Origin of the sequence: Burkholderia sp. IDO3, assembly GCF_003366075.1 — a bacterium.
Taxonomy (GTDB): domain Bacteria; phylum Pseudomonadota; class Gammaproteobacteria; order Burkholderiales; family Burkholderiaceae; genus Burkholderia; species Burkholderia anthina.
The window spans coordinates 495,487-516,687 of the sequence record NZ_CP028963.1 but is presented as its reverse complement, the minus strand read 5'-3'; the positions used below and the strand labels follow the sequence as shown (position 1 = coordinate 516,687).

Annotated in this window: 12 protein-coding genes, 2 tRNA genes and 3 rRNA genes; 6 read left to right on the top strand and 11 right to left on the bottom strand. The window is 61.4% G+C overall.

Annotated features, from left to right (window positions below):
* Position 1 precedes the first annotated feature (1 nt).
* Positions 2-430 carry a division/cell wall cluster transcriptional repressor MraZ gene (gene mraZ, locus DCN14_RS16905; RefSeq protein WP_006400450.1) on the bottom strand — a complete coding sequence of 143 codons (429 nt, stop codon included), beginning with the start codon at positions 428-430 and terminating at the stop codon, positions 2-4.
* Positions 431-816: 386 nt separating this feature from the next.
* Positions 817-1,443: a 2-polyprenyl-3-methyl-6-methoxy-1,4-benzoquinone monooxygenase gene (gene coq7 / locus DCN14_RS16900; protein ID WP_096506136.1), complete on the bottom strand. Its 627-nt coding sequence runs from the start codon at positions 1,441-1,443 to the stop codon at positions 817-819.
* A 280-nt stretch (positions 1,444-1,723) separates the two neighbouring features.
* On the opposite strand from coq7, the gene DCN14_RS16895 reads away from it, so the two are divergent.
* Positions 1,724-2,881: a porin gene (locus tag DCN14_RS16895; protein WP_096506134.1), complete on the top strand. Its 1,158-nt coding sequence runs from the start codon at positions 1,724-1,726 to the stop codon at positions 2,879-2,881.
* Between the two features lie 352 nt (positions 2,882-3,233).
* On the opposite strand, the gene DCN14_RS16890 is transcribed toward DCN14_RS16895, so the two are convergent.
* The 8 genes from DCN14_RS16890 to DCN14_RS16850 form a co-directional block, all read right to left on the bottom strand.
* Complete coding sequence (locus DCN14_RS16890; protein ID WP_096506132.1) at positions 3,234-4,907, bottom strand: long-chain fatty acid--CoA ligase; 1,674 nt, start codon at positions 4,905-4,907, stop codon at positions 3,234-3,236.
* 136 nt (positions 4,908-5,043) lie between these two features.
* A complete protein-coding gene (locus DCN14_RS16885; RefSeq protein ID WP_096506130.1) occupies positions 5,044-7,119 on the bottom strand; it encodes a molybdopterin oxidoreductase family protein in 2,076 nt (691 codons plus the stop codon).
* 485 nt (positions 7,120-7,604) lie between these two features.
* Positions 7,605-7,717: ribosomal RNA gene (gene rrf / locus DCN14_RS16880) — 5S ribosomal RNA — on the bottom strand.
* 151 nt (positions 7,718-7,868) lie between these two features.
* A 23S ribosomal RNA gene (locus DCN14_RS16875) occupies positions 7,869-10,749 on the bottom strand.
* A 283-nt stretch (positions 10,750-11,032) separates the two neighbouring features.
* Positions 11,033-11,108: transfer RNA gene (locus tag DCN14_RS16865), tRNA-Ala, on the bottom strand.
* Between the two features lie 41 nt (positions 11,109-11,149).
* Positions 11,150-11,226, bottom strand: a tRNA-Ile gene (locus DCN14_RS16860).
* A 62-nt stretch (positions 11,227-11,288) separates the two neighbouring features.
* Positions 11,289-12,821 (bottom strand): 16S ribosomal RNA (locus tag DCN14_RS16855).
* The 16S, 23S and 5S rRNA genes sit together here with 2 tRNA genes alongside, the layout of an rRNA operon.
* Before the next feature lie 569 nt (positions 12,822-13,390).
* Positions 13,391-14,167, bottom strand: coding sequence for an enoyl-CoA hydratase (locus DCN14_RS16850; protein ID WP_096504443.1), 777 nt, complete (start codon positions 14,165-14,167; stop codon positions 13,391-13,393).
* Between the two features lie 129 nt (positions 14,168-14,296).
* Between DCN14_RS16850 and paaN the strand changes: the two genes are divergently transcribed.
* The 5 genes from paaN to paaK all read left to right on the top strand — a co-directional run bounded on the left by paaN (position 14,297) and on the right by paaK (position 19,921).
* Positions 14,297-16,003: a phenylacetic acid degradation protein PaaN gene (gene paaN, locus DCN14_RS16845; protein WP_096504441.1), complete on the top strand. Its 1,707-nt coding sequence runs from the start codon at positions 14,297-14,299 to the stop codon at positions 16,001-16,003.
* Positions 16,004-16,090: 87 nt separating this feature from the next.
* Positions 16,091-17,293, top strand: a complete 1,203-nt coding sequence (pcaF, locus tag DCN14_RS16840) for a 3-oxoadipyl-CoA thiolase (protein WP_096504439.1) — start codon at positions 16,091-16,093, stop codon at positions 17,291-17,293.
* A 45-nt stretch (positions 17,294-17,338) separates the two neighbouring features.
* On the top strand, positions 17,339-18,130 hold the full coding sequence (paaG, locus tag DCN14_RS16835) for a 2-(1,2-epoxy-1,2-dihydrophenyl)acetyl-CoA isomerase PaaG (RefSeq protein ID WP_096504437.1): 792 nt from the start codon (positions 17,339-17,341) through the stop codon (positions 18,128-18,130).
* Position 18,131: 1 nt separating this feature from the next.
* Positions 18,132-18,584 carry a hydroxyphenylacetyl-CoA thioesterase PaaI gene (gene paaI / locus DCN14_RS16830; RefSeq protein WP_096504435.1) on the top strand — a complete coding sequence of 151 codons (453 nt, stop codon included), beginning with the start codon at positions 18,132-18,134 and terminating at the stop codon, positions 18,582-18,584.
* A gap of 38 nt (positions 18,585-18,622) precedes the next feature.
* Complete coding sequence (gene paaK, locus DCN14_RS16825) at positions 18,623-19,921, top strand: phenylacetate--CoA ligase PaaK (RefSeq protein ID WP_096504433.1); 1,299 nt, start codon at positions 18,623-18,625, stop codon at positions 19,919-19,921.
* Positions 19,922-20,055: 134 nt separating this feature from the next.
* Here the strand turns inward: paaK and DCN14_RS16820 are convergent, their stop codons facing one another.
* Entirely contained in the window at positions 20,056-21,180 is a 1,125-nt protein-coding gene (locus DCN14_RS16820) for an MltA domain-containing protein (RefSeq protein ID WP_239007828.1), read from the bottom strand.
* Positions 21,181-21,201: the final 21 nt, after the last annotated feature.

Below are 21,201 nucleotides of genomic sequence, written 5' to 3'. Positions count from 1 at the left end.
ATCAGAACGTGAAATTCTTCAGCGCGTCGGGCATGCCCTGCGCCATCGCTGCCTGCTCCTTCGCGATGTAGGTCTGCGAATCCCACAGCTCGAAGTGACTACCCATTCCCAACAACATGACTTCCTTTTCCAGTCCGGCTGCCATTCGCAGCTCGGGCGACACAAGAATCCGGCCCGCGCTGTCGAGATCGACATCCATCGCATTCCCGAGAAAAATCCGCCGCCACCAATGTGCGTCCATCGGCAGCGCGGCGATCTTGGCGCGGAATACTTCCCATTCAGGGCGTGGAAACAGCAACAGGCAGCCGTCCGGGTGCTTGGTCACAGTCACCCGTCCTTCTGCCTGTCCTTGCAGCGCTTCGCGATAGCGAGCCGGCACCGACATCCGCCCTTTCGCATCGAGCGTCAGCGCCGACGCCCCTTGGAACACTTTTCCGCTCTCCCGTTCAGGGCACCGAAGCACCCGCTCAATGCTCAGAATTTAGCCGGAATAGCCCGCCAAATCACACAAAAATACACTTTCTCACACTGTCTCCCACTTTAGAGGAAGGGTTTGGCACGGTCAAGGGAGCGGCCCGGTTTTTTGACGAATTTTGTTAGTTAGAACAAGGACTTACGCGAACATGCTCATGCGGCCCCTCATTCCAAAAACCGTTATAAATGAATGAGCTAGTGCAACTTGTGAAGGTGATACGTGAGAAAGGCGGGCCAGACTGGCGTTCGGACGGGGCTTTCGGGGGCGGGAAAACGCGGAAAAAACGGGCGGTATCGGGGACGGCGGACCGGGGCGGCGTCGTGCGCCGCCCGGCCCAAATCTCAGAGATAGTACGCAGTGCTCGTCATGACTTTCGACGCGGCGCGCATCAGCATGCGCGCGGGCAGCGGCAGTTCGATTCCGCCGGCGTCGGTCGCGGCCTTGCCGTGTTTCTCCTCGTCGGCACGCATCTGCTCGACGATCGCGCGCGACGCCGTGTCGGTCACTGGCAGTTCGGACAGATGAGAGTCGAGGTGGCTCTCGACCTGCCGCTCGGTTTCCGCCATGAAGCCGAGGCTGACCTTGTCACCCAGCGTACCGGCTGCCACGCCGATCGCGAGCGCGCCGACGTACCACAGCGGGTTGAGCATGCTCGGGCGCGAATCGAGTTCCTTCAGCCGATGCGCGGTCCATGCGAGATGGTCCTCCTCCTCGCGCGCGGCTTCCTCGAACATCGCCTTCGACGACGACGAGCGCGCGGTCAGCTTCTGCGCCTGGTAGAGCGCCTGTGCGCACACCTCGCCGACATGATTCACGCGCATGAGTCCGGCAGCATGCGTGCGCTCCGCGGGCGTGAGTTCGCCGGCCGGCGCCTCCGCCGGCACGGGCACGGCGCGGCTCATCCGGCTCACGCCGGTCAACGATCGCAGGCCGCGATCGAATTCGCTGATCAGTTCATCCAACACCATCCTGTTTCTCCTGGCTGCGTGCGCTGCCGCGGGCGGCAAGGACACGTGTTCCGCTGCGTAACCGACTTGATTATTCAGCGGAAATTGCGGTTAACCCGTGATTTTAACCATTGTTGCATAAAGGAAACATGGCGACCTTGAGGTGCGGCATTTCGCTTTGTGGCAAAAAACGGTTTTGCTACATTACGTGCGACTTCTTGTGAAGTTGATGGGGCCCGTCAACACAACATAACTATCCGCCCCGCCAAAAAATAATTCAGTGATTCTTGGAGATCCGTTAATGAAAAAGTCGCTTCTTGCGCTCGTCGCGCTGGGCGCGTTTGCTGGCGCAGCCCATGCGCAAAGCAGCGTGACGCTTTACGGCATCATCGATGAAGGTTTCATCTTCAACAACAACGCCAAGGGCGGCCACCTCTACGGCCTGTCGAGCGGCGTGCTGCAAGGCAGCCGCTTCGGCCTGCGCGGAACCGAAGATCTGGGCAGCGGCCTGAAGGCGATCTTCGTGCTCGAAAACGGTTTCGACGTCAACTCCGGCAAGCTCGGCCAGGGCGGCCTGATGTTCGGCCGTCAAGCTTACGTCGGCCTGTCGAGCCAATACGGTACGGTCACGCTGGGTCGTCAGTACGACTCCGTCGTCGACTTCGTCGGCCCGCTCGAGGCAGGCGACCAGTGGGGCGGCTATATCGCTGCACACCCGGGCGACCTCGACAACTTCAACAACGCTTATCGCGTAAACAACGCGGTCAAGTTCACGAGCCAGAACTACGGCGGCTTCTCGTTCGGCGGCCTGTACAGCTTCGGCGGTCAAGCCGGCCAGTTCTCGAAGAACCAGGTCTGGTCGCTCGGCGCCGGCTACAACAACGGCCCGCTGGTCTTGGGCGTCGGCTACTTGAACGCACGCACGCCGGGCAACTTCGGCGGCATGTTCAACAACGGTTCGTCGGCTGCAACGACGGCCGTGTCGTCGCCGGTCTACGGCGCATATGCGAACAACGCGAACACGTACCAGGTCATCGGTGCAGGCGGCGCGTACACGTTCGGTGCAGCGACGATCGGTGCGACGTACTCGAACATCAAGTTCAAGGGCTTCTCGGCCGGCCAGTTCGTGAACCAGACCGCGACGTTCAACAACGGCGAAATCAACTTCAAGTATCAGTTGACCCCGGCGTTGATCCTCGGTGCAGCGTACGACTACACGCAAGGCAGCAAGATCGACGGCGCGTCGGCTGCCAAATACCATCAAGGCTCGGCGGGCATCGACTACTTCCTGTCGAAGCGCACGGACGTCTACGTGATCGGCGTGTATCAGCATGCATCGGGCAACGCGCTCGACGCGAACGGCAACGTCATCAAGGCGACGGCTTCGATCAACGGCCTCGACCCGTCGACCACGAGCAACCAGGTCGCAGCGCGCGTCGGCATCCGTCACAAGTTCTAATCAGCTTGCCTGACAAGCCGCAGCATATTGAAGGCGCCTTCGGGCGCCTTTTTCTTTTGCGGTCCGAAAGTCTGGGGCGGCGCTCGGGGTGCGTCTCGCGGCAATGCGTCGCCGATCGATTGGCTCGCGGGCGCTGCACCGCGCACGCGTTGAAGTACGGCAGCGACTGCCGCGCTCGATGGTGAAGCGGCCACCGACGGTCCGGCGGGATGCGTTCCGTCAGCACCGTCGGCGCACGTCCAACACATGGCGTTCAGGCCACGTCAGGTGACGGCGGCAACGGTATCTGCCGCTCGCCCGCCACAAAAGAAAAAGCCCGGCACATGCCGGGCTCGTTCATTCGACGTCGGTGTTACGCGCGGCCGTCGCGCAGTTCGCGCCGCAGGATCTTGCCGACGTTCGTCTTCGGCAGCTCGGTGCGGAACTCGACGAGTTTCGGACGCTTGTAGCCGGTGAGCCGCTCCTTGCAGTACGCGAGGATGTCCTTGTCGGTGAGTGCCGGGTCCTTCTTCACGACGAACAGCTTCACGGCTTCGCCCGAGTGCTCGTCCGGCACGCCGACGGCCGCCACCTCGAATACGCCCGGGTGCGACGCCACCACATCCTCGACCTCGTTCGGATACACGTTGAAGCCGGATACGAGGATCATGTCCTTCTTCCGGTCGACGATCTTCACGTAACCGCGCGTGTCCATCACGCCGACATCGCCCGTCTTGAAGAAACCGTCCGGGAACATGACCTTCGCGGTTTCGTCCGGCCGATTCCAGTAGCCGGCCATGACCTGCGGCCCGCGGATGCAAATCTCGCCGGGTTCGCCGAGCGCGACGTCGTTACCCGCGTCGTCGCGAATCGCAACCTCGGTCGACGGCAGCGGCAGGCCGATCGTCCCGCTATACTCGGTCGCCGTCACGGGGTTGCAGGTCGCCACCGGCGACGTTTCCGACAAGCCGTACCCTTCGACGATCGCGGTATGGGTCTTCTCGTACCAGCGCTTCGCGACGCCTTCCTGGATCGCCATGCCGCCACCGTTGGCGATCACGAGCTTCGACAGGTCGAGCTGGTTGAATTCGGGATGATTCAGCAGCGCGTTGTACAGCGTGTTGACGGCCGGAATCGTCGAAATCTGGTACCCCTTCAACTCCTTGATCATGCCGCCGATGTCGCGCGGATTCGGGATCAGGATCCCCATGCCGCCCGTGCGCATCGTCAGGAAGCCGCAGACGGTCAATGCGAACACGTGATAAAGCGGCAGCGCGACAACCGTCACGAACTGCTTTACGTCGGGGTACTTCTCGTGGGCGGGATGGTGCCACGCGCCGGCCTGCAGCACGTTCGACACGATGTTCCGGTGCAGCAGCGTCGCGCCCTTCGCGACACCCGTCGTACCGCCCGTGTACTGCAGGAACGCGACGTCGTCGGGGCCGAGCTTCTGCGGCTTGAACGTCTGCCGCGCGCCTTCCGACAGTGCGGCCTTGAAGCGCGTAAACGACGGAAGCTGCCAGGCCGGCACCATCTTCTTCACGTTGCGCACGACGTAGTTGACGAGCCAGCCCTTGATGCCCAGCAGATCGCCCATCGACGCGACCACGACATGCTTGACCGCGGTATTCGCGATGACGGCCTGAAGCGTCGACGCGAAGTTCTCGAGGATGACGATCGCTTCCGCCCCGCTGTCCTTCAGTTGGTGTTCGAGTTCACGCGGCGTATAGAGCGGGTTCACGTTGACGACGGTGTAGCCCGCGCGAAGCACCGCGACGATCGCCACCGGATACTGCAGCACGTTCGGCATCATGAGCGCGACGCGCGCGCCGCGTTTCAGACCGCGCGACTGCAGCCACGCGCCGAACTGGCGCGACAACGCGTCGAGTTCGCCATACGTGATGCTCTTGCCCATGCAGACGAACGCCTTGCGGTCGCGGTACTGCCGGAAGCTTTCGTCGAGGAGATCCGGAATGGATGGATACGGAGACGCGTCAATTTCGGCTGGAACGCCGGGTGGGTACGATTTCAGCCAAATTTTGTCCATGCCGCGCGTCTCCTCACAGATTTTCGAATGGTCGTGCTAAAACGCATCGTAGCGGCTCGCCCGTCCAGAAACAACAGGGTTAGATGCCCACTTCGAACTTTCAGACGAATTCGTCTGATCATACGCATAAATCCGGTCAAGTCCGCTCTACTTCCACAAGGCAATCGTAAAACGTCGCCGAATTGCCGAGATCAGTCAAGGCCTGACTGGTCACTTCATTTGCGTTCCGGCCGTCCGGCGAGAGCTTCTTCCACCAGATCGACAACCCGACGACGAGTCCGGCACGCGCGCGATCGGTCACCCGCGCGAGCGCCTGCATCGATCCGCGGTCGTTGAAGACGCGGACGAGGTCGCCGTCGCCGATATCGCGCGCGTCGGCGTCGGTCGGATGGATATCGAGACGCGGCTGGCCTTCCGTGTTGCGCAGGCTGTCCACGTTCACGAACGTGCTGTTCAGGAAGTGCCGGGCCGGCGGCGAAATCATCGCGAGCGGATAGCGGGCGGCGAGTTCCGGCGCTGCTTCCTTCGATTCGAAGGGCGGCAGGTAGTCCGGCACCGGATCCATGCCCATCTGCTCGAGCCGTGCGCTGTAGAACTCGCACTTGCCGGACGGCGTGCGGAAGCCGCCGTTCGCGAACGGCGCGTCCGCCACGTTGAGCTTGAGCCACCCGGCGCGCTTCAGTGTGTCCCAGTCGCTGTCGAGCGCGGGGTCATCCCAACGAAGTGCCGCGCGCGCGACGTCTTCGTCACTGTGATAAAGCGCGGGCTCGTCGAGCCCCATGCTGCGCGCGATCCCGCGAAAGATCTCGGTGTTCGGCCGCGCGTCGCCCACCGGCGCAATCGCGGGCAGATTCGCCATCACGTAGGTGTGACCGTACGATTTGTGGACGTCGAGATGTTCGAGCTGCGTCGTAGCCGGCAACACAATGTCGGCGAAATCGACCGTATCTGTCCTGAAATGCTCGAGAACGACGGTGAACAGATCTTCTCGCGCGAAACCCGCCGCGACCTTCGACGAGTCCGGCGCGACAGCCACCGGATTCGAGTTGTAGACCATCACCGCTTCGACCTTCGGGCCGAATGCTGTGTCGCCCGGATGCAGTAGCGCGTCGCCGATCGCGTTCATGTTGATGATGCGCGGCAGTTTGTGCGGCCATCCGGGCATCAGGTCGGGGCGCAGCAGCGCCGCCTGATTGACCGGCGCGGATTCCGACGACGACAGCAGCAACCCGCCTGCCCGATCTCGCCATGCGCCCGTCAGCGCGGGCAGGCTCGCGATCGCGCGCACGGCGTTGCCGCCGCCGCGCACGCGCTGCATGCCGTAATTGAGGCGAATCGATGCCTTGCGGGTCGCGCCGTAACGACGCGCGAGTTCGACGAGCTCCGACGCGTCGATACCGCAGATCTGCGCGACGCGCTCCGGCGGATAGGACAAGGCTCGCGCCTTGAGTGCATCGAAGCCGAGCGTATGCTGCGCGATGTAGTCGTGATCGAGCAGATCCTCGGTGATCAGCACGTGCATCATGCCGAGCGCGAAGGCTCCGTCGGTGCCCGGTTTCAACGCAATGTGCTGATGGCACTTTTCGGCCGTCAGCGAGCGATAGGGGTCGATCGCGACCAGGCGTGCGCCGCGACGCTTGGCTTCCTGCGCCCGAGTCCAGAAATGCAGGCTCGATGCGATCGGATTGGCGCCCCAGATCAGGATCAGTTCGCTTTCCTCGAAATGCTCGAGATGCATCCCGACGCTGCCACCGTACGTGTAGCGCAGGCCCGCCGCACCGGCCGCCGCGCAGATCGTACGCTCGAGCCGGGAGGCACCGAGTTTGTGGAAGAATCGCTGCGCGATGCCTTCGCCCTGCACGAGCCCCATCGTTCCCGCGTAGCTGTACGGCACGATCGCCTCCGGCGCGCGCGCGGCGATTTCTCCGAGGCGGCGACCGATTTCATCGAATGCTTCGCTCCAGCTGATCGGCACGAAGCGCCCTTCCCCCTTCGCACCGACACGCTTGAGCGGAACGGTGAGGCGATCCGGATGATGGACGCGGTCAGCGTATCGACTGACTTTCGTGCACAACACGCCTTGCGTGGGCGGATGATCCGGATCGCCCGTGACCTTGATCGCCTTGCCGTTCTCGACGGTCACGCGCATTGCGCATGTATCCGGGCAATCGTGAGGGCAAACGGCCCGGGCTATCTGGGTGGCGGCGTTCATCGTTATGGGTGCGGGGATGGAGATTCGCGAATTTTACGTGGCCGTACCGAATAAGGCTTCATTTCGCACGGATTTCCGGTCTGTTTTGCGAAAAAGCGAAATGGGGGAATGGTTGATCTCGACGCGGCTTCGATAGACTGGTGCGGCAATATCGACGGACGAATACATGACGAAGGGTGCCGGCGAGTTGCCTCGGCGAGCCCGGTGCATTGCCTTTTTGGGCGTTTTTTGGGCGCAAATGTACGGAGATATGCGTAGAAACAGCTCAGGACGCGCTGGATGCACCCGTGATGGTGCTGTTGGCTTCGCGAGATGTAGCTGCGCGCATGGGCAACGCCGCGAACGGTATGTATGAGGTGTGGCTTGGCGGGCACCCCTGCTTGGGCGGCATTTGAAGGCCGAATCGCTTCCACACCGTCGCATGCATTTCCGTCGCGTAAATGCAAAAACCCCCGCCTTTCGGGCGGGGGTTCTCGGCTTAGGGAGCCTGACGATTACCTACTTTCACACGGGTATCCGCACTATCATCGGCGTAGAGTCGTTTCACGGTCCTGTTCGGGATGGGAAGGGGTGGGACCGACTCGCTATGGTCATCAGGCAAAGAGGGTTGCCGCGCTGCTTCGCAACGCGACCAATCCTGGAAGAAGCAGTAATCTTGGTTGTGTGTATCACACACGAGCATCCAACCTGTCGCCTGGATCCTGCTCAGTGCCTTCGCACCGCGCCGATCTACAAGGCAGACTTGTTATAGGATCAAGCCTTACGGGCAATTAGTATCAGTTAGCTGAACGCATTACTGCGCTTACACACCTGACCTATCAACGTCCTGGTCTCGAACGACCCTTCAAGGGGATCTAGTCCCCAGGGATATCTCATCTTAAGGCGAGTTTCCCGCTTAGATGCTTTCAGCGGTTATCTCTTCCGAACATAGCTACCCGGCGATGCCACTGGCGTGACAACCGGTACACCAGAGGTTCGTCCACTCCGGTCCTCTCGTACTAGGAGCAGCCCCCTTCAAATATCCAACGCCCACGGCAGATAGGGACCAAACTGTCTCACGACGTTTTAAACCCAGCTCACGTACCTCTTTAAATGGCGAACAGCCATACCCTTGGGACCGGCTACAGCCCCAGGATGAGATGAGCCGACATCGAGGTGCCAAACACCGCCGTCGATATGAACTCTTGGGCGGTATCAGCCTGTTATCCCCAGAGTACCTTTTATCCGTTGAGCGATGGCCCTTCCATACAGAACCACCGGATCACTATGACCTGCTTTCGCACCTGCTCGACTTGTCGGTCTCGCAGTTAAGCACGCTTATGCCATTGCACTATCAGCACGATTTCCGACCGTACCTAGCGTACCTTCGTACTCCTCCGTTACGCTTTGGGAGGAGACCGCCCCAGTCAAACTGCCTACCATGCACTGTCCCCGACCCGGATCACGGGCCAAGGTTAGAACCTCAAACAAACCAGGGTGGTATTTCAAGGACGGCTCCACCGAAACTAGCGTTCCGGTTTCATAGCCTCCCACCTATCCTACACAGATCGGTTCAAAGTCCAATGCAAAGCTACAGTAAAGGTTCATGGGGTCTTTCCGTCTAGCCGCGGGTAGATTGCATCATCACAAACACTTCAACTTCGCTGAGTCTCGGGAGGAGACAGTGTGGCCATCGTTACGCCATTCGTGCAGGTCGGAACTTACCCGACAAGGAATTTCGCTACCTTAGGACCGTTATAGTTACGGCCGCCGTTTACCGGGACTTCAATCAAGAGCTTGCACCCCATCATTTAATCTTCCGGCACCGGGCAGGCGTCACACCCTATACGTCCACTTTCGTGTTTGCAGAGTGCTGTGTTTTTATTAAACAGTCGCAGCCACCAGTTTATTGCAACCCCTTCACCCTCTGCGCGCAGGCGCATCAAGCTACAAGGGCGTACCTTATCCCGAAGTTACGGTACCAATTTGCCGAGTTCCTTCTCCCGAGTTCTCTCAAGCGCCTTAGAATACTCATCTCGCCCACCTGTGTCGGTTTGCGGTACGGTCATCGTTAGACTGAAGCTTAGAGGCTTTTCTTGGAACCACTTCCAATTGCTTCGCTCCCTAGGGAGCTCGCGCCACACCCTTGAATCCTGCGCCCGGATTTGCCTAAGCGCCTTCTCCAATGCAGCGACCGGGACTTCCAACACCCGGACAACCTTCCGCGATCCGTCCCCCCATCGCATCTAACAATGGTGCAGGAATATTGACCTGCTTCCCATCAGCTACGCATTTCTGCCTCGCCTTAGGGGCCGACTCACCCTACGCCGATGAACGTTGCGTAGGAAACCTTGGGCTTACGGCGAGGGGGCCTTTCACCCCCTTTATCGCTACTCATGTCAGCATTCGCACTTCTGATACCTCCAGCATCCCTTCCGAGACACCTTCGCAGGCTTACAGAACGCTCTCCTACCATGCACATAAATGTGCATCCGCAGCTTCGGTATATAGCTTAGCCCCGTTACATCTTCCGCGCAGGACGACTCGATCAGTGAGCTATTACGCTTTCTTTAAAGGGTGGCTGCTTCTAAGCCAACCTCCTGACTGTTTTAGCCTTCCCACTTCGTTTCCCACTTAGCTATATTTGGGGACCTTAGCTGGCGGTCTGGGTTGTTTCCCTCTTGACACCGGACGTTAGCACCCGATGTCTGTCTCCCGTGATTGCACTCTTCGGTATTCGGAGTTTGCTATGGCGGGGTAATCTGCAATAGACCCCCCAACCATGACAGTGCTCTACCCCCGAAGGTGAGACACGAGGCACTACCTAAATAGTTTTCGGAGAGAACCAGCTATTTCCAAGTTTGTTTAGCCTTTCACCCCTATCCACAGCTCATCCCCTAACTTTTCAACGTTAGTGGGTTCGGACCTCCAGTACGTGTTACCGCACCTTCATCCTGGCCATGGATAGATCACTTGGTTTCGGGTCTACGCCCAGCAACTGAACGCCCTATTCGGACTCGCTTTCGCTACGCCTGCCCTATACGGTTAAGCTTGCTACTGAACGTAAGTCGCTGACCCATTATACAAAAGGTACGCCGTCACCCCTTGCGAGGCTCCGACTGTTTGTATGCATGCGGTTTCAGGATCTATTTCACTCCCCTCCCGGGGTTCTTTTCGCCTTTCCCTCACGGTACTGGTTCACTATCGGTCGATCACGAGTATTTAGCCTTGGAGGATGGTCCCCCCATCTTCAGACAGGATTTCACGTGTCCCGCCCTACTTGTCGCACACCTAGTTCTTTCATACTGCTTTCGCCTACAGGGCTATCACCTGCTATGGCCGCACTTTCCAGAGCGTTCGGCTAACAATACAAATAAAGAGTGCAAGGCTCATCCCATTTCGCTCGCCACTACTTTGGGAATCTCGGTTGATTTCTTTTCCTGCGGTTACTTAGATGTTTCAGTTCACCGCGTTCGCTTCGCATAGCCTATGTATTCAGCCATGGATACTCCAAAAGGAGTGGGTTTCCCCATTCGGACATCTACGGATCAAAGCTCGTTTGCCAGCTCCCCGTAGCTTTTCGCAGGCTACCGCGTCCTTCATCGCCTGTGATCGCCAAGGCATCCACCACATGCACTTGTTCGCTTGACCCTATAACGAGTCTGTCTCGTTACAGGTTGAGTTCTCGCGTTGTGCCGTATTCCAAATTGAGTCAAACATAGAGTTCGAATCATCTTGAGATACATCGATACAATCACAACCCGGATAGCTTCCACGTCCATCTCAAGACGCTTCCGCTATCCAAATTACTTACTTCTTCCAGATTGTTAAAGAACGACAGCCGATATGGTGTTACTCATACCGCTCTGACTGGCTCAATCGCCAATGACAAAGACTCGAACGACGCTTCGTTCGAACGCTTGTCATTGAAGATTGGTGGAGGCAGACGGGATCGAACCGACGACCCCCTGCTTGCAAAGCAGGTGCTCTCCCAGCTGAGCTATGCCCCCATGTACAGATATGCCTCAGGGTGTACCGTCGGCTAAGACGGTGGTGGGTCTGGTTGGATTCGAACCAACGACCCCCGCCTTATCAAGACGGTGCTCTAACCGACTGAGCTACAGACCCCTGAGTCTGTCTTTAATTTACAGCCGATAAGCGTGAGCGCTCAACTTGGCGAGAAGCTCTGGAAAGGAGGTGATCCAGCCGCACCTTCCGATACGGCTACCTTGTTACGACTTCACCCCAGTCATGAATCCTACCGTGGTGACCGTCCTCCTTGCGGTTAGACTAGCCACTTCTGGTAAAACCCACTCCCATGGTGTGACGGGCGGTGTGTACAAGACCCGGGAACGTATTCACCGCGGCATGCTGATCCGCGATTACTAGCGATTCCAGCTTCATGCACTCGAGTTGCAGAGTGCAATCCGGACTACGATCGGTTTTCTGGGATTAGCTCCCCCTCGCGGGTTGGCAACCCTCTGTTCCGACCATTGTATGACGTGTGAAGCCCTACCCATAAGGGCCATGAGGACTTGACGTCATCCCCACCTTCCTCCGGTTTGTCACCGGCAGTCTCCTTAGAGTGCTCTTGCGTAGCAACTAAGGACAAGGGTTGCGCTCGTTGCGGGACTTAACCCAACATCTCACGACACGAGCTGACGACAGCCATGCAGCACCTGTGCGCCGGTTCTCTTTCGAGCACTCCCACCTCTCAGCAGGATTCCGACCATGTCAAGGGTAGGTAAGGTTTTTCGCGTTGCATCGAATTAATCCACATCATCCACCGCTTGTGCGGGTCCCCGTCAATTCCTTTGAGTTTTAATCTTGCGACCGTACTCCCCAGGCGGTCAACTTCACGCGTTAGCTACGTTACTAAGGAAATGAATCCCCAACAACTAGTTGACATCGTTTAGGGCGTGGACTACCAGGGTATCTAATCCTGTTTGCTCCCCACGCTTTCGTGCATGAGCGTCAGTATTGGCCCAGGGGGCTGCCTTCGCCATCGGTATTCCTCCACATCTCTACGCATTTCACTGCTACACGTGGAATTCTACCCCCCTCTGCCATACTCTAGCCTGCCAGTCACCAATGCAGTTCCCAGGTTGAGCCCGGGGATTTCACATCGGTCTTAGCAAACCGCCTGCGCACGCTTTACGCCCAGTAATTCCGATTAACGCTTGCACCCTACGTATTACCGCGGCTGCTGGCACGTAGTTAGCCGGTGCTTATTCTTCCGGTACCGTCATCCCCCGACCATATTAGGGTCAAGGATTTCTTTCCGGACAAAAGTGCTTTACAACCCGAAGGCCTTCTTCACACACGCGGCATTGCTGGATCAGGCTTTCGCCCATTGTCCAAAATTCCCCACTGCTGCCTCCCGTAGGAGTCTGGGCCGTGTCTCAGTCCCAGTGTGGCTGGTCGTCCTCTCAGACCAGCTACTGATCGTCGCCTTGGTAGGCCTTTACCCCACCAACTAGCTAATCAGCCATCGGCCAACCCTATAGCGCGAGGCCCGAAGGTCCCCCGCTTTCATCCAGAGATCGTATGCGGTATTAATCCGGCTTTCGCCGGGCTATCCCCCACTACAGGACATGTTCCGATGTATTACTCACCCGTTCGCCACTCGCCACCAGGTGCAAGCACCCGTGCTGCCGTTCGACTTGCATGTGTAAGGCATGCCGCCAGCGTTCAATCTGAGCCAGGATCAAACTCTTCAGTTCAAACCTGTTACTGTTTTCGGTTCTTTCGAACCGGTCGCTCACTCAAAGCTGACAGGAATATGAATTGCTTCATAAACCTGACTTACTTTAGTGTGAGACTCTTGATACTTTCGCTATCTGATCCGAGGATCAGTTCGCGTCCATCAAGCGCCCACACTTATCGGCTGTTAATTTTTAAAGAGCATTTCTGCGAGGAACTTCGTGTTTCTCAGCAGCGCTGCGTTTTCAGCAGCAGAGAAGCGAGATTATGAACCGCTTTTTCCAGATCGTCAACAACATTTTTAACTGCTTCGTCGCGACGGCTGGGGTTCCACTCCGTGTGCGCCAAGGCTCGACAGCAACCTCACCGCACCGCTTCCCTTCCTTCTTCTCCCGCGCCGTGTTTCCGTTAGCGCGAAAGAGGCGTGATTCTAAGCACCCGCCCCCATCTCCGCAAGCCCCTTTGTGAAAATATTTTGAAAAAGCCTCCGTGCGCTGCCGCGCACGGAGGCTTTGGGATCTCGGCATCGAGGGATTGCACCGGCGACGGCTACCTGCCGCTCACCGGGCACCGTCCCGCGGCTGCAGGATCAGCGGTTCTTGAATGCCGGCTTGCGCTTCTCGACGAATGCCGCCATCCCTTCCTTCTGATCTTCCGTCGCAAACAGCGAATGGAACAACCGCCGCTCGAAATGGACGCCTTCGGCCAGCGTCGTTTCGTACGCGCGGTTCACCGACTCCTTGACCATCATGACCGCCGGCAGCGAAAACTCGGCGATCGTCGTCGCAGCAGCAATCGCCTCGTCGAGCAGCTTGTCGGCCGGCAGCACACGCGATACGAGCCCCGCGCGCTCTGCCTCGGCTGCGTCCATGAAGCGCGCGGTCAGACACATGTCCATTGCCTTCGCCTTCGACACCGCACGCGGCAGGCGCTGCGTACCGCCCGCACCCGGCATCACGCCCAGCTTGATCTCGGGCTGACCGAACTTGGCGGTATCCGCCGCAAAGATGATGTCGCACATCATCGCGAGCTCGCAGCCACCGCCGAGCGCGAAGCCCGACACGGCAGCAATGATCGGTTTGCGGATCTCGCGGACAGTCTCCCAGTTGCGGGTAATGTAGTCGCCGCGGTAGACATCCATATAGGAATAGGTCGCCATCATGCCGATGTCGGCGCCGGCTGCGAATGCCTTCTCACTCCCCGTCACGACGATCGCACCGATACCCTCGTCCGCATCGAACGCCTTCAGCGCGGCGCCCAACTCATCCATCAGCGCATCGTTCAGCGCATTCAACGCCTTCGGACGATTCAGCGTGACCAGCCCGACTCGCCCCCGGGTCTCCACCAGGATGTTCTCGTAAGACATCTATTCCTCCTCGATCAATGAAATGAGAAACGCCTCGCACATGCGAATAGTTTGATGCTACCATTCTCCGACCAACCGGTCGGTTAATTAATCGAACCAATTCCTCTCAACGTCCATCAGGCCGCCGTCATGACCCATGCACTGTTCACGAAGCACGAAGACACGCTGAAACACGCCCTCGCCGCCATCGAGAGCCGCGGGTACTGGAGCCCGTTCGCCGAAATGCCGAGTCCCAAAGTGTACGGGGAAAGCGCCAACGCCGATGGTGAGGCCGCATTCAAAGCGCATCTCGACAACACGTTCGCGCTCGACCAGCCGGCGTCCGGCGAGACGGTCGGCGCGGAGCAGTCGCCGTACGGGATCGCGCTGGGCATCCGCTATCCGAAATCGACGCCCGACGAACTCATTGCCGCGGCGGCGGCCGCTCAACGCGCGTGGCGCGAAGCCGGCCCTACGGCCTGGATCGGCGTCAGCCTCGAAATCCTCGCACGCCTGAATCGCGCGAGCTTCGAGATTGCCTATAGCGTGATGCACACCACCGGCCAGGCGTTCATGATGGCGTTCCAGGCCGGCGGCCCGCATGCACAGGACCGTGCGCTCGAAGCGGTGGCCTATGCATGGGACGAACTGCGCCGCATCCCGGCCGACGCACACTGGGAAAAGCCGCAAGGCAAGAACCCGCCGCTCGCGATGCACAAGCGCTATACGATCGTGCCGCGCGGCACCGGTCTCGTGCTCGGCTGCTGCACGTTCCCGACGTGGAACGGCTACCCCGGCCTGTTCGCCGACCTGGCGACCGGCAACACTGTGATCGTCAAACCGCATCCGGGCGCGATCCTGCCGCTCGCGATCACGGTCCGCATCGCGCGCGACGTACTGCGCGAAGCCGGTTTCGATCCGAACGTCGTCACGCTCCTCGCAACCGAGCCGAACGACGGCGCACTCGTGCAGGACCTCGCACTGCGCCCGGAAATCAAACTGATCGACTTCACGGGCAGCACGCAAAACGGCACGTGGCTCGAACGCAATGCCCACCAGGCGCAGGTCTATACGGAGAAGGCAGGCGTCAACCAGATCGTGATCGACTCGACCGACGACCTGAAGGCCGCGGCCAAGAACATCGCGTTCTCGCTCGCGCTGTACTCCGGTCAGATGTGCACGGCGCCGCAGAACATCTACGTACCGCGCGACGGCATCCGCACCGCGGATGGTCATGCAAGCTTCGACGAAGTCGCCCAGGCAATCGCCGTCTCCGTGCAAAAGCTCACTGGCGACCCGGCGCGCTCGGTCGAACTGATCGGCGCGATCCAGAACGACGGCGTGACCGCGCGCATCGACGACGCCCGCAAGCTCGGCCGTGTGCTCGCCGACAGCCTGGCGCTTCAGCACCCCGCCTTCCCTGACGCCCGCGTGCACACGCCGCTGGTGCTGCAGCTCGACGTGGCCGACCGCACAAAATTCACGCAGGAGTGGTTCGGCCCGATTTCGTTCGTGATCGCGACCGACTCGACCGCACAGTCGCTCGATCTCGCCGGCGAGATCGCCGCCGAGCACGGCGCGCTGACGCTCTCCGTCTACAGCACCGACGACAGGATCCTCGACGCTGCGCACGATGCGGCGGTGAGCGGCGGCGTCGCGCTATCGATCAACCTGACGGGCGGTGTGTTCGTGAACCAGTCGGCCGCGTTCTCCGACTTCCACGGCACCGGCGCGAACCCGGCCGCCAACGCGGCGCTGGCCGATCCGGCCTTCGTCGCCAACCGGTTCCGCGTGGTTCAAAGCCGCGTCCATGTTGCGCCGAAGGCAGCACCCGCGGAAGCCGGCCAAAAGGCATAACCCGAATGGCCGACGTGCAAACGCCGCCACGTTCTCTACCATGAACGAATCCGCCAACCGGCGGGTTCGTTGCCCATCGATACCCCCATGACTGACGCCTACATCTGCGACGCGATTCGCACCCCCATCGGCCGCTACGGCGGCGCCCTGAAAGACGTTCGAGCCGACGACCTCGGCGCGGTGCCACTCAAGGCGCTGATCGAACGCAACAGCAACGTCGACTGGTCGGCGATCGACGACGTGATCTACGGCTGCGCGAACCAGGCCGGCGAGGACAACCGCAACGTCGCGCGCATGTCCACACTGCTCGCGGGCCTGCCGACTGCCGTGCCCGGCACGACGCTGAACCGCCTGTGCGGCTCGGGCATGGACGCGGTCGGCACGGCCGCGCGCGCGATCAAGGCGGGCGAGGCACGCCTGATGATCGCGGGCGGTGTCGAAAGCATGACGCGCGCGCCGTTCGTGATGGGCAAGGCCGCAAGCGCGTTCGCGCGCCAGGCCGCCATTTTCGACACGACAATCGGCTGGCGCTTCATCAATCCGCTGATGAAACAGCAATACGGCGTCGACTCGATGCCCGAAACGGCCGAAAACGTCGCGGTCGACTACAACATCAGCCGCGCCGACCAGGATCTGTTCGCGCTGCGCAGTCAGCAGAAGGCCGCCCGCGCTCAACAGGACGGCACGCTCGCCGCAGAAATCGTGCCGGTCACGATTGCGCAGAAGAAAGGTGACGCGCTCGTCGTGTCCGTCGACGAGCATCCGCGCGAAACGTCACTCGAAGCGCTCGCGAAGCTGAAAGGCGTCGTGCGCCCGGACGGCTCGGTGACGGCCGGCAATGCGTCGGGTGTCAACGACGGTGCGTGCGCGCTGCTCCTCGCCAACGCGGAAGCCGCCGACCAGTACGGGCTGCGCCGCCGCGCACGCGTCGTCGGCATGGCGACCGCCGGTGTCGAGCCGCGCGTGATGGGCATCGGCCCCGCGCCGGCCACGCAGAAACTGCTGCGCCAGCTCGGCATGACGATCGACCAGTTCGACGTGATCGAGCTGAACGAAGCATTCGCGTCGCAAGGTCTCGCAGTACTGCGCATGCTCGGCGTCGCCGACGACGATCCGCGCGTGAACCCGAACGGCGGTGCGATCGCGCTGGGCCATCCGCTCGGCGCATCGGGCGCCCGGCTCGTGACCACGGCGCTTCACCAGCTCGAGCGTACGGGCGGCCGTTTTGCGCTCTGTACGATGTGTATCGGCGTCGGCCAGGGCATCGCGATCGCGATCGAACGCGTGTAACCGTCGCGCCGCACGCCTATAACGAAGTCATGAAGGAGACACTGCATGTCATATCAGGCGATCCAGCTGGATATCGATCAGGCTGCCCGCGTGGCCACGATCACGCTCAACCGTCCGGACAAGCTGAACAGCTTCACGCGGGCGATGCACCGCGAACTGCAGTCGGCACTCGATGACGTCGAAGCAACCGGCGCGCGCGCGCTGATCCTGACAGGTGCGGGGCGCGGCTTCTGCGCGGGCCAGGATCTGGCCGACCTCGACTTCACGCCGGGAGCCGCCACCGACCTCGGTACGTTGATCGAAGAGCACTTCAATCCGCTGATCCGCCGCCTGCAGCGCATGCCAATTCCGGTGATCGCCGCGGTCAACGGCACGGCGGCCGGCGCCGGCGCGAATCTCGCGCTCGCATGCGATCTCGTGTTCGCCGCGCGCTCGAGCAGCTTCATCCAGGCCTTCGTCAAGATCGGGCTCGTGCCCGATTCGGGCGGCACGTGGTTCCTGCCGCAACGCGTCGGCATGGCGCGCGCACTCGGGCTTGCCCTCACCGGCGACAAGCTCGGCGCCGAACAGGCCGAGCAATGGGGCTTGATCTGGCGCGCGGTCGACGACGACGCGCTCGTCGCGTCGGCCCGTCAGGTCGCGACTCAGCTCGCGCAGCAGCCGACGCTCGCGATTGCATCGATCAAGCAGTCGATGCGCGACAGCGTCACGAACACGCTCGACCAGCAGCTCGACCTGGAACGCGACCTGCAGCGCAAGCTCGGCCAGTCGCACGACTACGCGGAAGGCGTCCAGGCGTTCATCGAGAAGCGTGCACCGCGCTTCGAGGGGCGTTGACATGACAACCACCACCGACACGCTCGACCCTGATTCGCTCGCCCGCGCCACGGCGCAGGCCATGTACAACGCGGACGCCTGCAGCCGCGCTTTCGGGATGGAAATCGCCGAAGTGCGCGCCGGGTACGCACGCCTGCAGATGCGAGTGCGACCGGAGTTCCTGAACGGACATCAGACCTGCCACGGCGGCATCATCTTCACGCTCGCCGATTCGACGTTCGCGTTCGCATGCAATTCGTACAACCTGAATACGGTTGCGGCCGGCTGTTCGATCGAATACCTGCGCCCCGTACACGGCAACGACTTGCTGACGGCCGAGGCGATCGAGCAAACGCGCAGCGGCCGGCACGGGATCTACGACATCCGCGTCACGAACCAGGCCGGCGAAACCGTCGCGATGTTTCGCGGCAAATCGGCCCAGATCAAGGGCACGGTCCTTCCGGAAGATCGCTGACATCCACGGCTCGCTCATAACAAACACTGGAGACACGCATGACAACCCCGCTACCGCTCGAGCCGATCGAGACCGCCTCACGCGACGAGCTGACCGCGCTGCAGCTCGAGCGCCTGAAGTGGTCGCTCCGGCATGCGTATGAGCATTCCCCCGTCTATCGCCGCAAATTCGACGAAGCGGGCGTGCACCCCGACGACCTGAAGACGCTCTCCGACCTGTCGCGCTTCCCGTTCACGACCAAGAGCGACCTGCGCGACAGCTATCCGTTCGGGATGTTCGCGGTGCCGCAAGACCAGATCTCGCGCATTCACGCGTCGTCGGGCACGACCGGCAAGCCGACCGTCGTCGGCTATACGGCGCGCGACATCGACACGTGGGCGAATCTCGTCGCGCGCTCGATCCGCGCGGCCGGCGCGCGCCGCGGCGACAAGGTCCACGTCAGCTACGGTTATGGGCTGTTCACCGGCGGGCTCGGCGCCCACTACGGCGCCGAACGCGCGGGGTTGACCGTCATTCCGTTCGGCGGCGGCCAGACCGAGAAGCAGGTGCAACTGATCCAGGATTTCCGTCCCGACATCATCATGGTGACGCCGAGCTACATGCTGTCGATCGCCGACGAGATCGAGCGGCAGGGCCTCGATCCCGCGCAAAGCTCGCTGCGCATCGGCATTTTCGGTGCGGAGCCGTGGACGAACGACATGCGCGTCGCGATCGAGCAGCGGATGGGAATCGACGCGGTCGACATCTATGGGCTGTCCGAAGTGATGGGCCCCGGCGTCGCGTCGGAATGCGTCGAGACCAAGGATGGCCCGACCATCTGGGAAGACTACTTCTACCCGGAAATCATCGACCCCGAAACCGGCGAAGTACTTCCGGACGGCGAACTCGGCGAACTGGTCTTCACGTCGCTGACCAAGGAAGCGCTGCCGATCATCCGCTACCGCACCCGCGACCTGACGCGGCTGCTGCCCGGCACCGCGCGCACGATGCGCCGGATGGAAAAGATCACCGGCCGCTCGGACGACATGATGATCGTGCGGGGGGTCAACGTCTTCCCGACGCAGATCGAAGAGCAACTGCTGAAGCAGCGCGCACTCGCCCCGCACTATCAGATCGTACTGACGAAGGAAGGCCCGCTCGACGTGCTGACGCTCAACGTCGAGCCGTGCCCCGAAACGGCCCCGGACACGGGGGCGATCGACGCGGCCAGGCGGGCACTCGCGCACGACATCAAGTCGCTGATCGGCGTGACGGCCGTGATCAACGTGCTGCCCGTCAACGGGATCGAGCGCTCGGTCGGCAAGGCGCGTCGCGTCGTCGACAAGCGCAAGGTCTGACGCACGCCGCAGCACGCCGATCGCACGGCGCAACATCCTGGGCCCCAAGAAAAACAGCCCGATCGGCCTAGCCGATCGGGCTGTTTCATTTTGACGTGCCGGGCATACGTCGCATCGGCCGGCACCACCGCGCATCACGAGTTCGGGAACAGCAGCCACATCCGGCCGATCTGCTTCATCCGCCCGGCCAGATCGCCTGCGTCGTCGCCGAGCCCCCAGAAATAGTCGGCCCGTACGCCGCCCTTGATCGCCGACCCCGTATCCTGCGCGAACACGAGCCGGTTCATCGGCGTATTCGTGAGCGGACGCGTGGTCTGCAGGAACACGGGCGTACCGAGCGGAATCGACGACGGATCGACCGCGATCGAGCGCTCGGGCGTGAGCGGCACGCCGAGCGCGCCGATCGGGCCGTCCGCGCCGCCGTGCGGCGCATCTTCCTTGGTCGGCATGTCGCGGAAGAACACGAATCGCGGATTGGTGTCGAGCAACGCGTCGACGCGGGTCGGGTTCGCCTTCGCCCAGGCCTTGATGCCCTGCATCGTCGCCTGCGCGGGCGTCAGCTCGCCGCGATCGAGCAGCCACCTGCCGATCGAACGGTATGGCTGGTTGTTGGTGCCGCCAAAGCCGACCCGCATCACCGAGCCGTCGTCGAGCAGCACGCGCCCGGAACCCTGCACCTGCAGGAAGAACGCTTCGATCGGATCGTCGACCCACACGAGTTCGTTGCCGTTCAGGATGCCGGCGCGCTCGAGCTGCGCGCGAGGCGGCAGCGCGGCGCCGGCGCGATAACCGGCAGGCCAGCGATAGAGCGCGTACTGATACGGACCGCGACGCACGCGGGAACCGTGCAGCAACGGTTCGTAATAACCGGTCACGAGCCCGTCGAGCGTGCCGTCGGTATTCGCCAGTTGAAACGGCGTGAAATACGTTTCGAAGAAAGCGCGCGCACTGCCGACGTCGAGCTCGTCGAGGCGATCGACGGCCGCACAGGCGCGCTGCCACGCCGGCTGACGCGCGAGCCGCGCGCAGTTCTGCCGCAACGCGGCCGTAGCGCCGATCAGCGAATCGTCCTGCCAGCCCGGCACCTGCTGCCAGGCAACCGGCGTGAGCCGCTTCGCAGCGATCTGCCCCGGCACGATCGCCGCGCCGGTCGGCGGCTTCAGCGCCGACGTCCGCGTCGGCGCGCCGCCACATGCGGCAAGCAGTACCGCCGCTGCGGCTGCCGCCATCCAGCCGGCCACCCGGGGCCCAAACCACATACAATGTCCGTTCTTGATGGA

Bases quoted from the DNA above. Each gene is read 5' to 3' on its own strand.
- coq7 (WP_096506136.1), bottom strand. From the start codon at position 1,443: ATGGTGTTGGATGAACTGATCAGCGAATTCGATCGCGGCCTGCGATCG.
- DCN14_RS16895 (WP_096506134.1), top strand. From the start codon at position 1,724: ATGAAAAAGTCGCTTCTTGCGCTCGTCGCGCTGGGCGCGTTTGCTGGC.
- DCN14_RS16890 (WP_096506132.1), bottom strand. From the start codon at position 4,907: ATGGACAAAATTTGGCTGAAATCGTACCCACCCGGCGTTCCAGCCGAA.
- DCN14_RS16885 (WP_096506130.1), bottom strand. From the start codon at position 7,119: ATGAACGCCGCCACCCAGATAGCCCGGGCCGTTTGCCCTCACGATTGC.
- DCN14_RS16850 (WP_096504443.1), bottom strand. From the start codon at position 14,167: ATGTCTTACGAGAACATCCTGGTGGAGACCCGGGGGCGAGTCGGGCTG.
- paaN (WP_096504441.1), top strand. From the start codon at position 14,297: ATGACCCATGCACTGTTCACGAAGCACGAAGACACGCTGAAACACGCC.
- pcaF (WP_096504439.1), top strand. From the start codon at position 16,091: ATGACTGACGCCTACATCTGCGACGCGATTCGCACCCCCATCGGCCGC.
- paaG (WP_096504437.1), top strand. From the start codon at position 17,339: ATGTCATATCAGGCGATCCAGCTGGATATCGATCAGGCTGCCCGCGTG.
- paaI (WP_096504435.1), top strand. From the start codon at position 18,132: ATGACAACCACCACCGACACGCTCGACCCTGATTCGCTCGCCCGCGCC.
- paaK (WP_096504433.1), top strand. From the start codon at position 18,623: ATGACAACCCCGCTACCGCTCGAGCCGATCGAGACCGCCTCACGCGAC.
- DCN14_RS16820 (WP_239007828.1), bottom strand. From the start codon at position 21,180: ATGTGGTTTGGGCCCCGGGTGGCCGGCTGGATGGCGGCAGCCGCAGCG.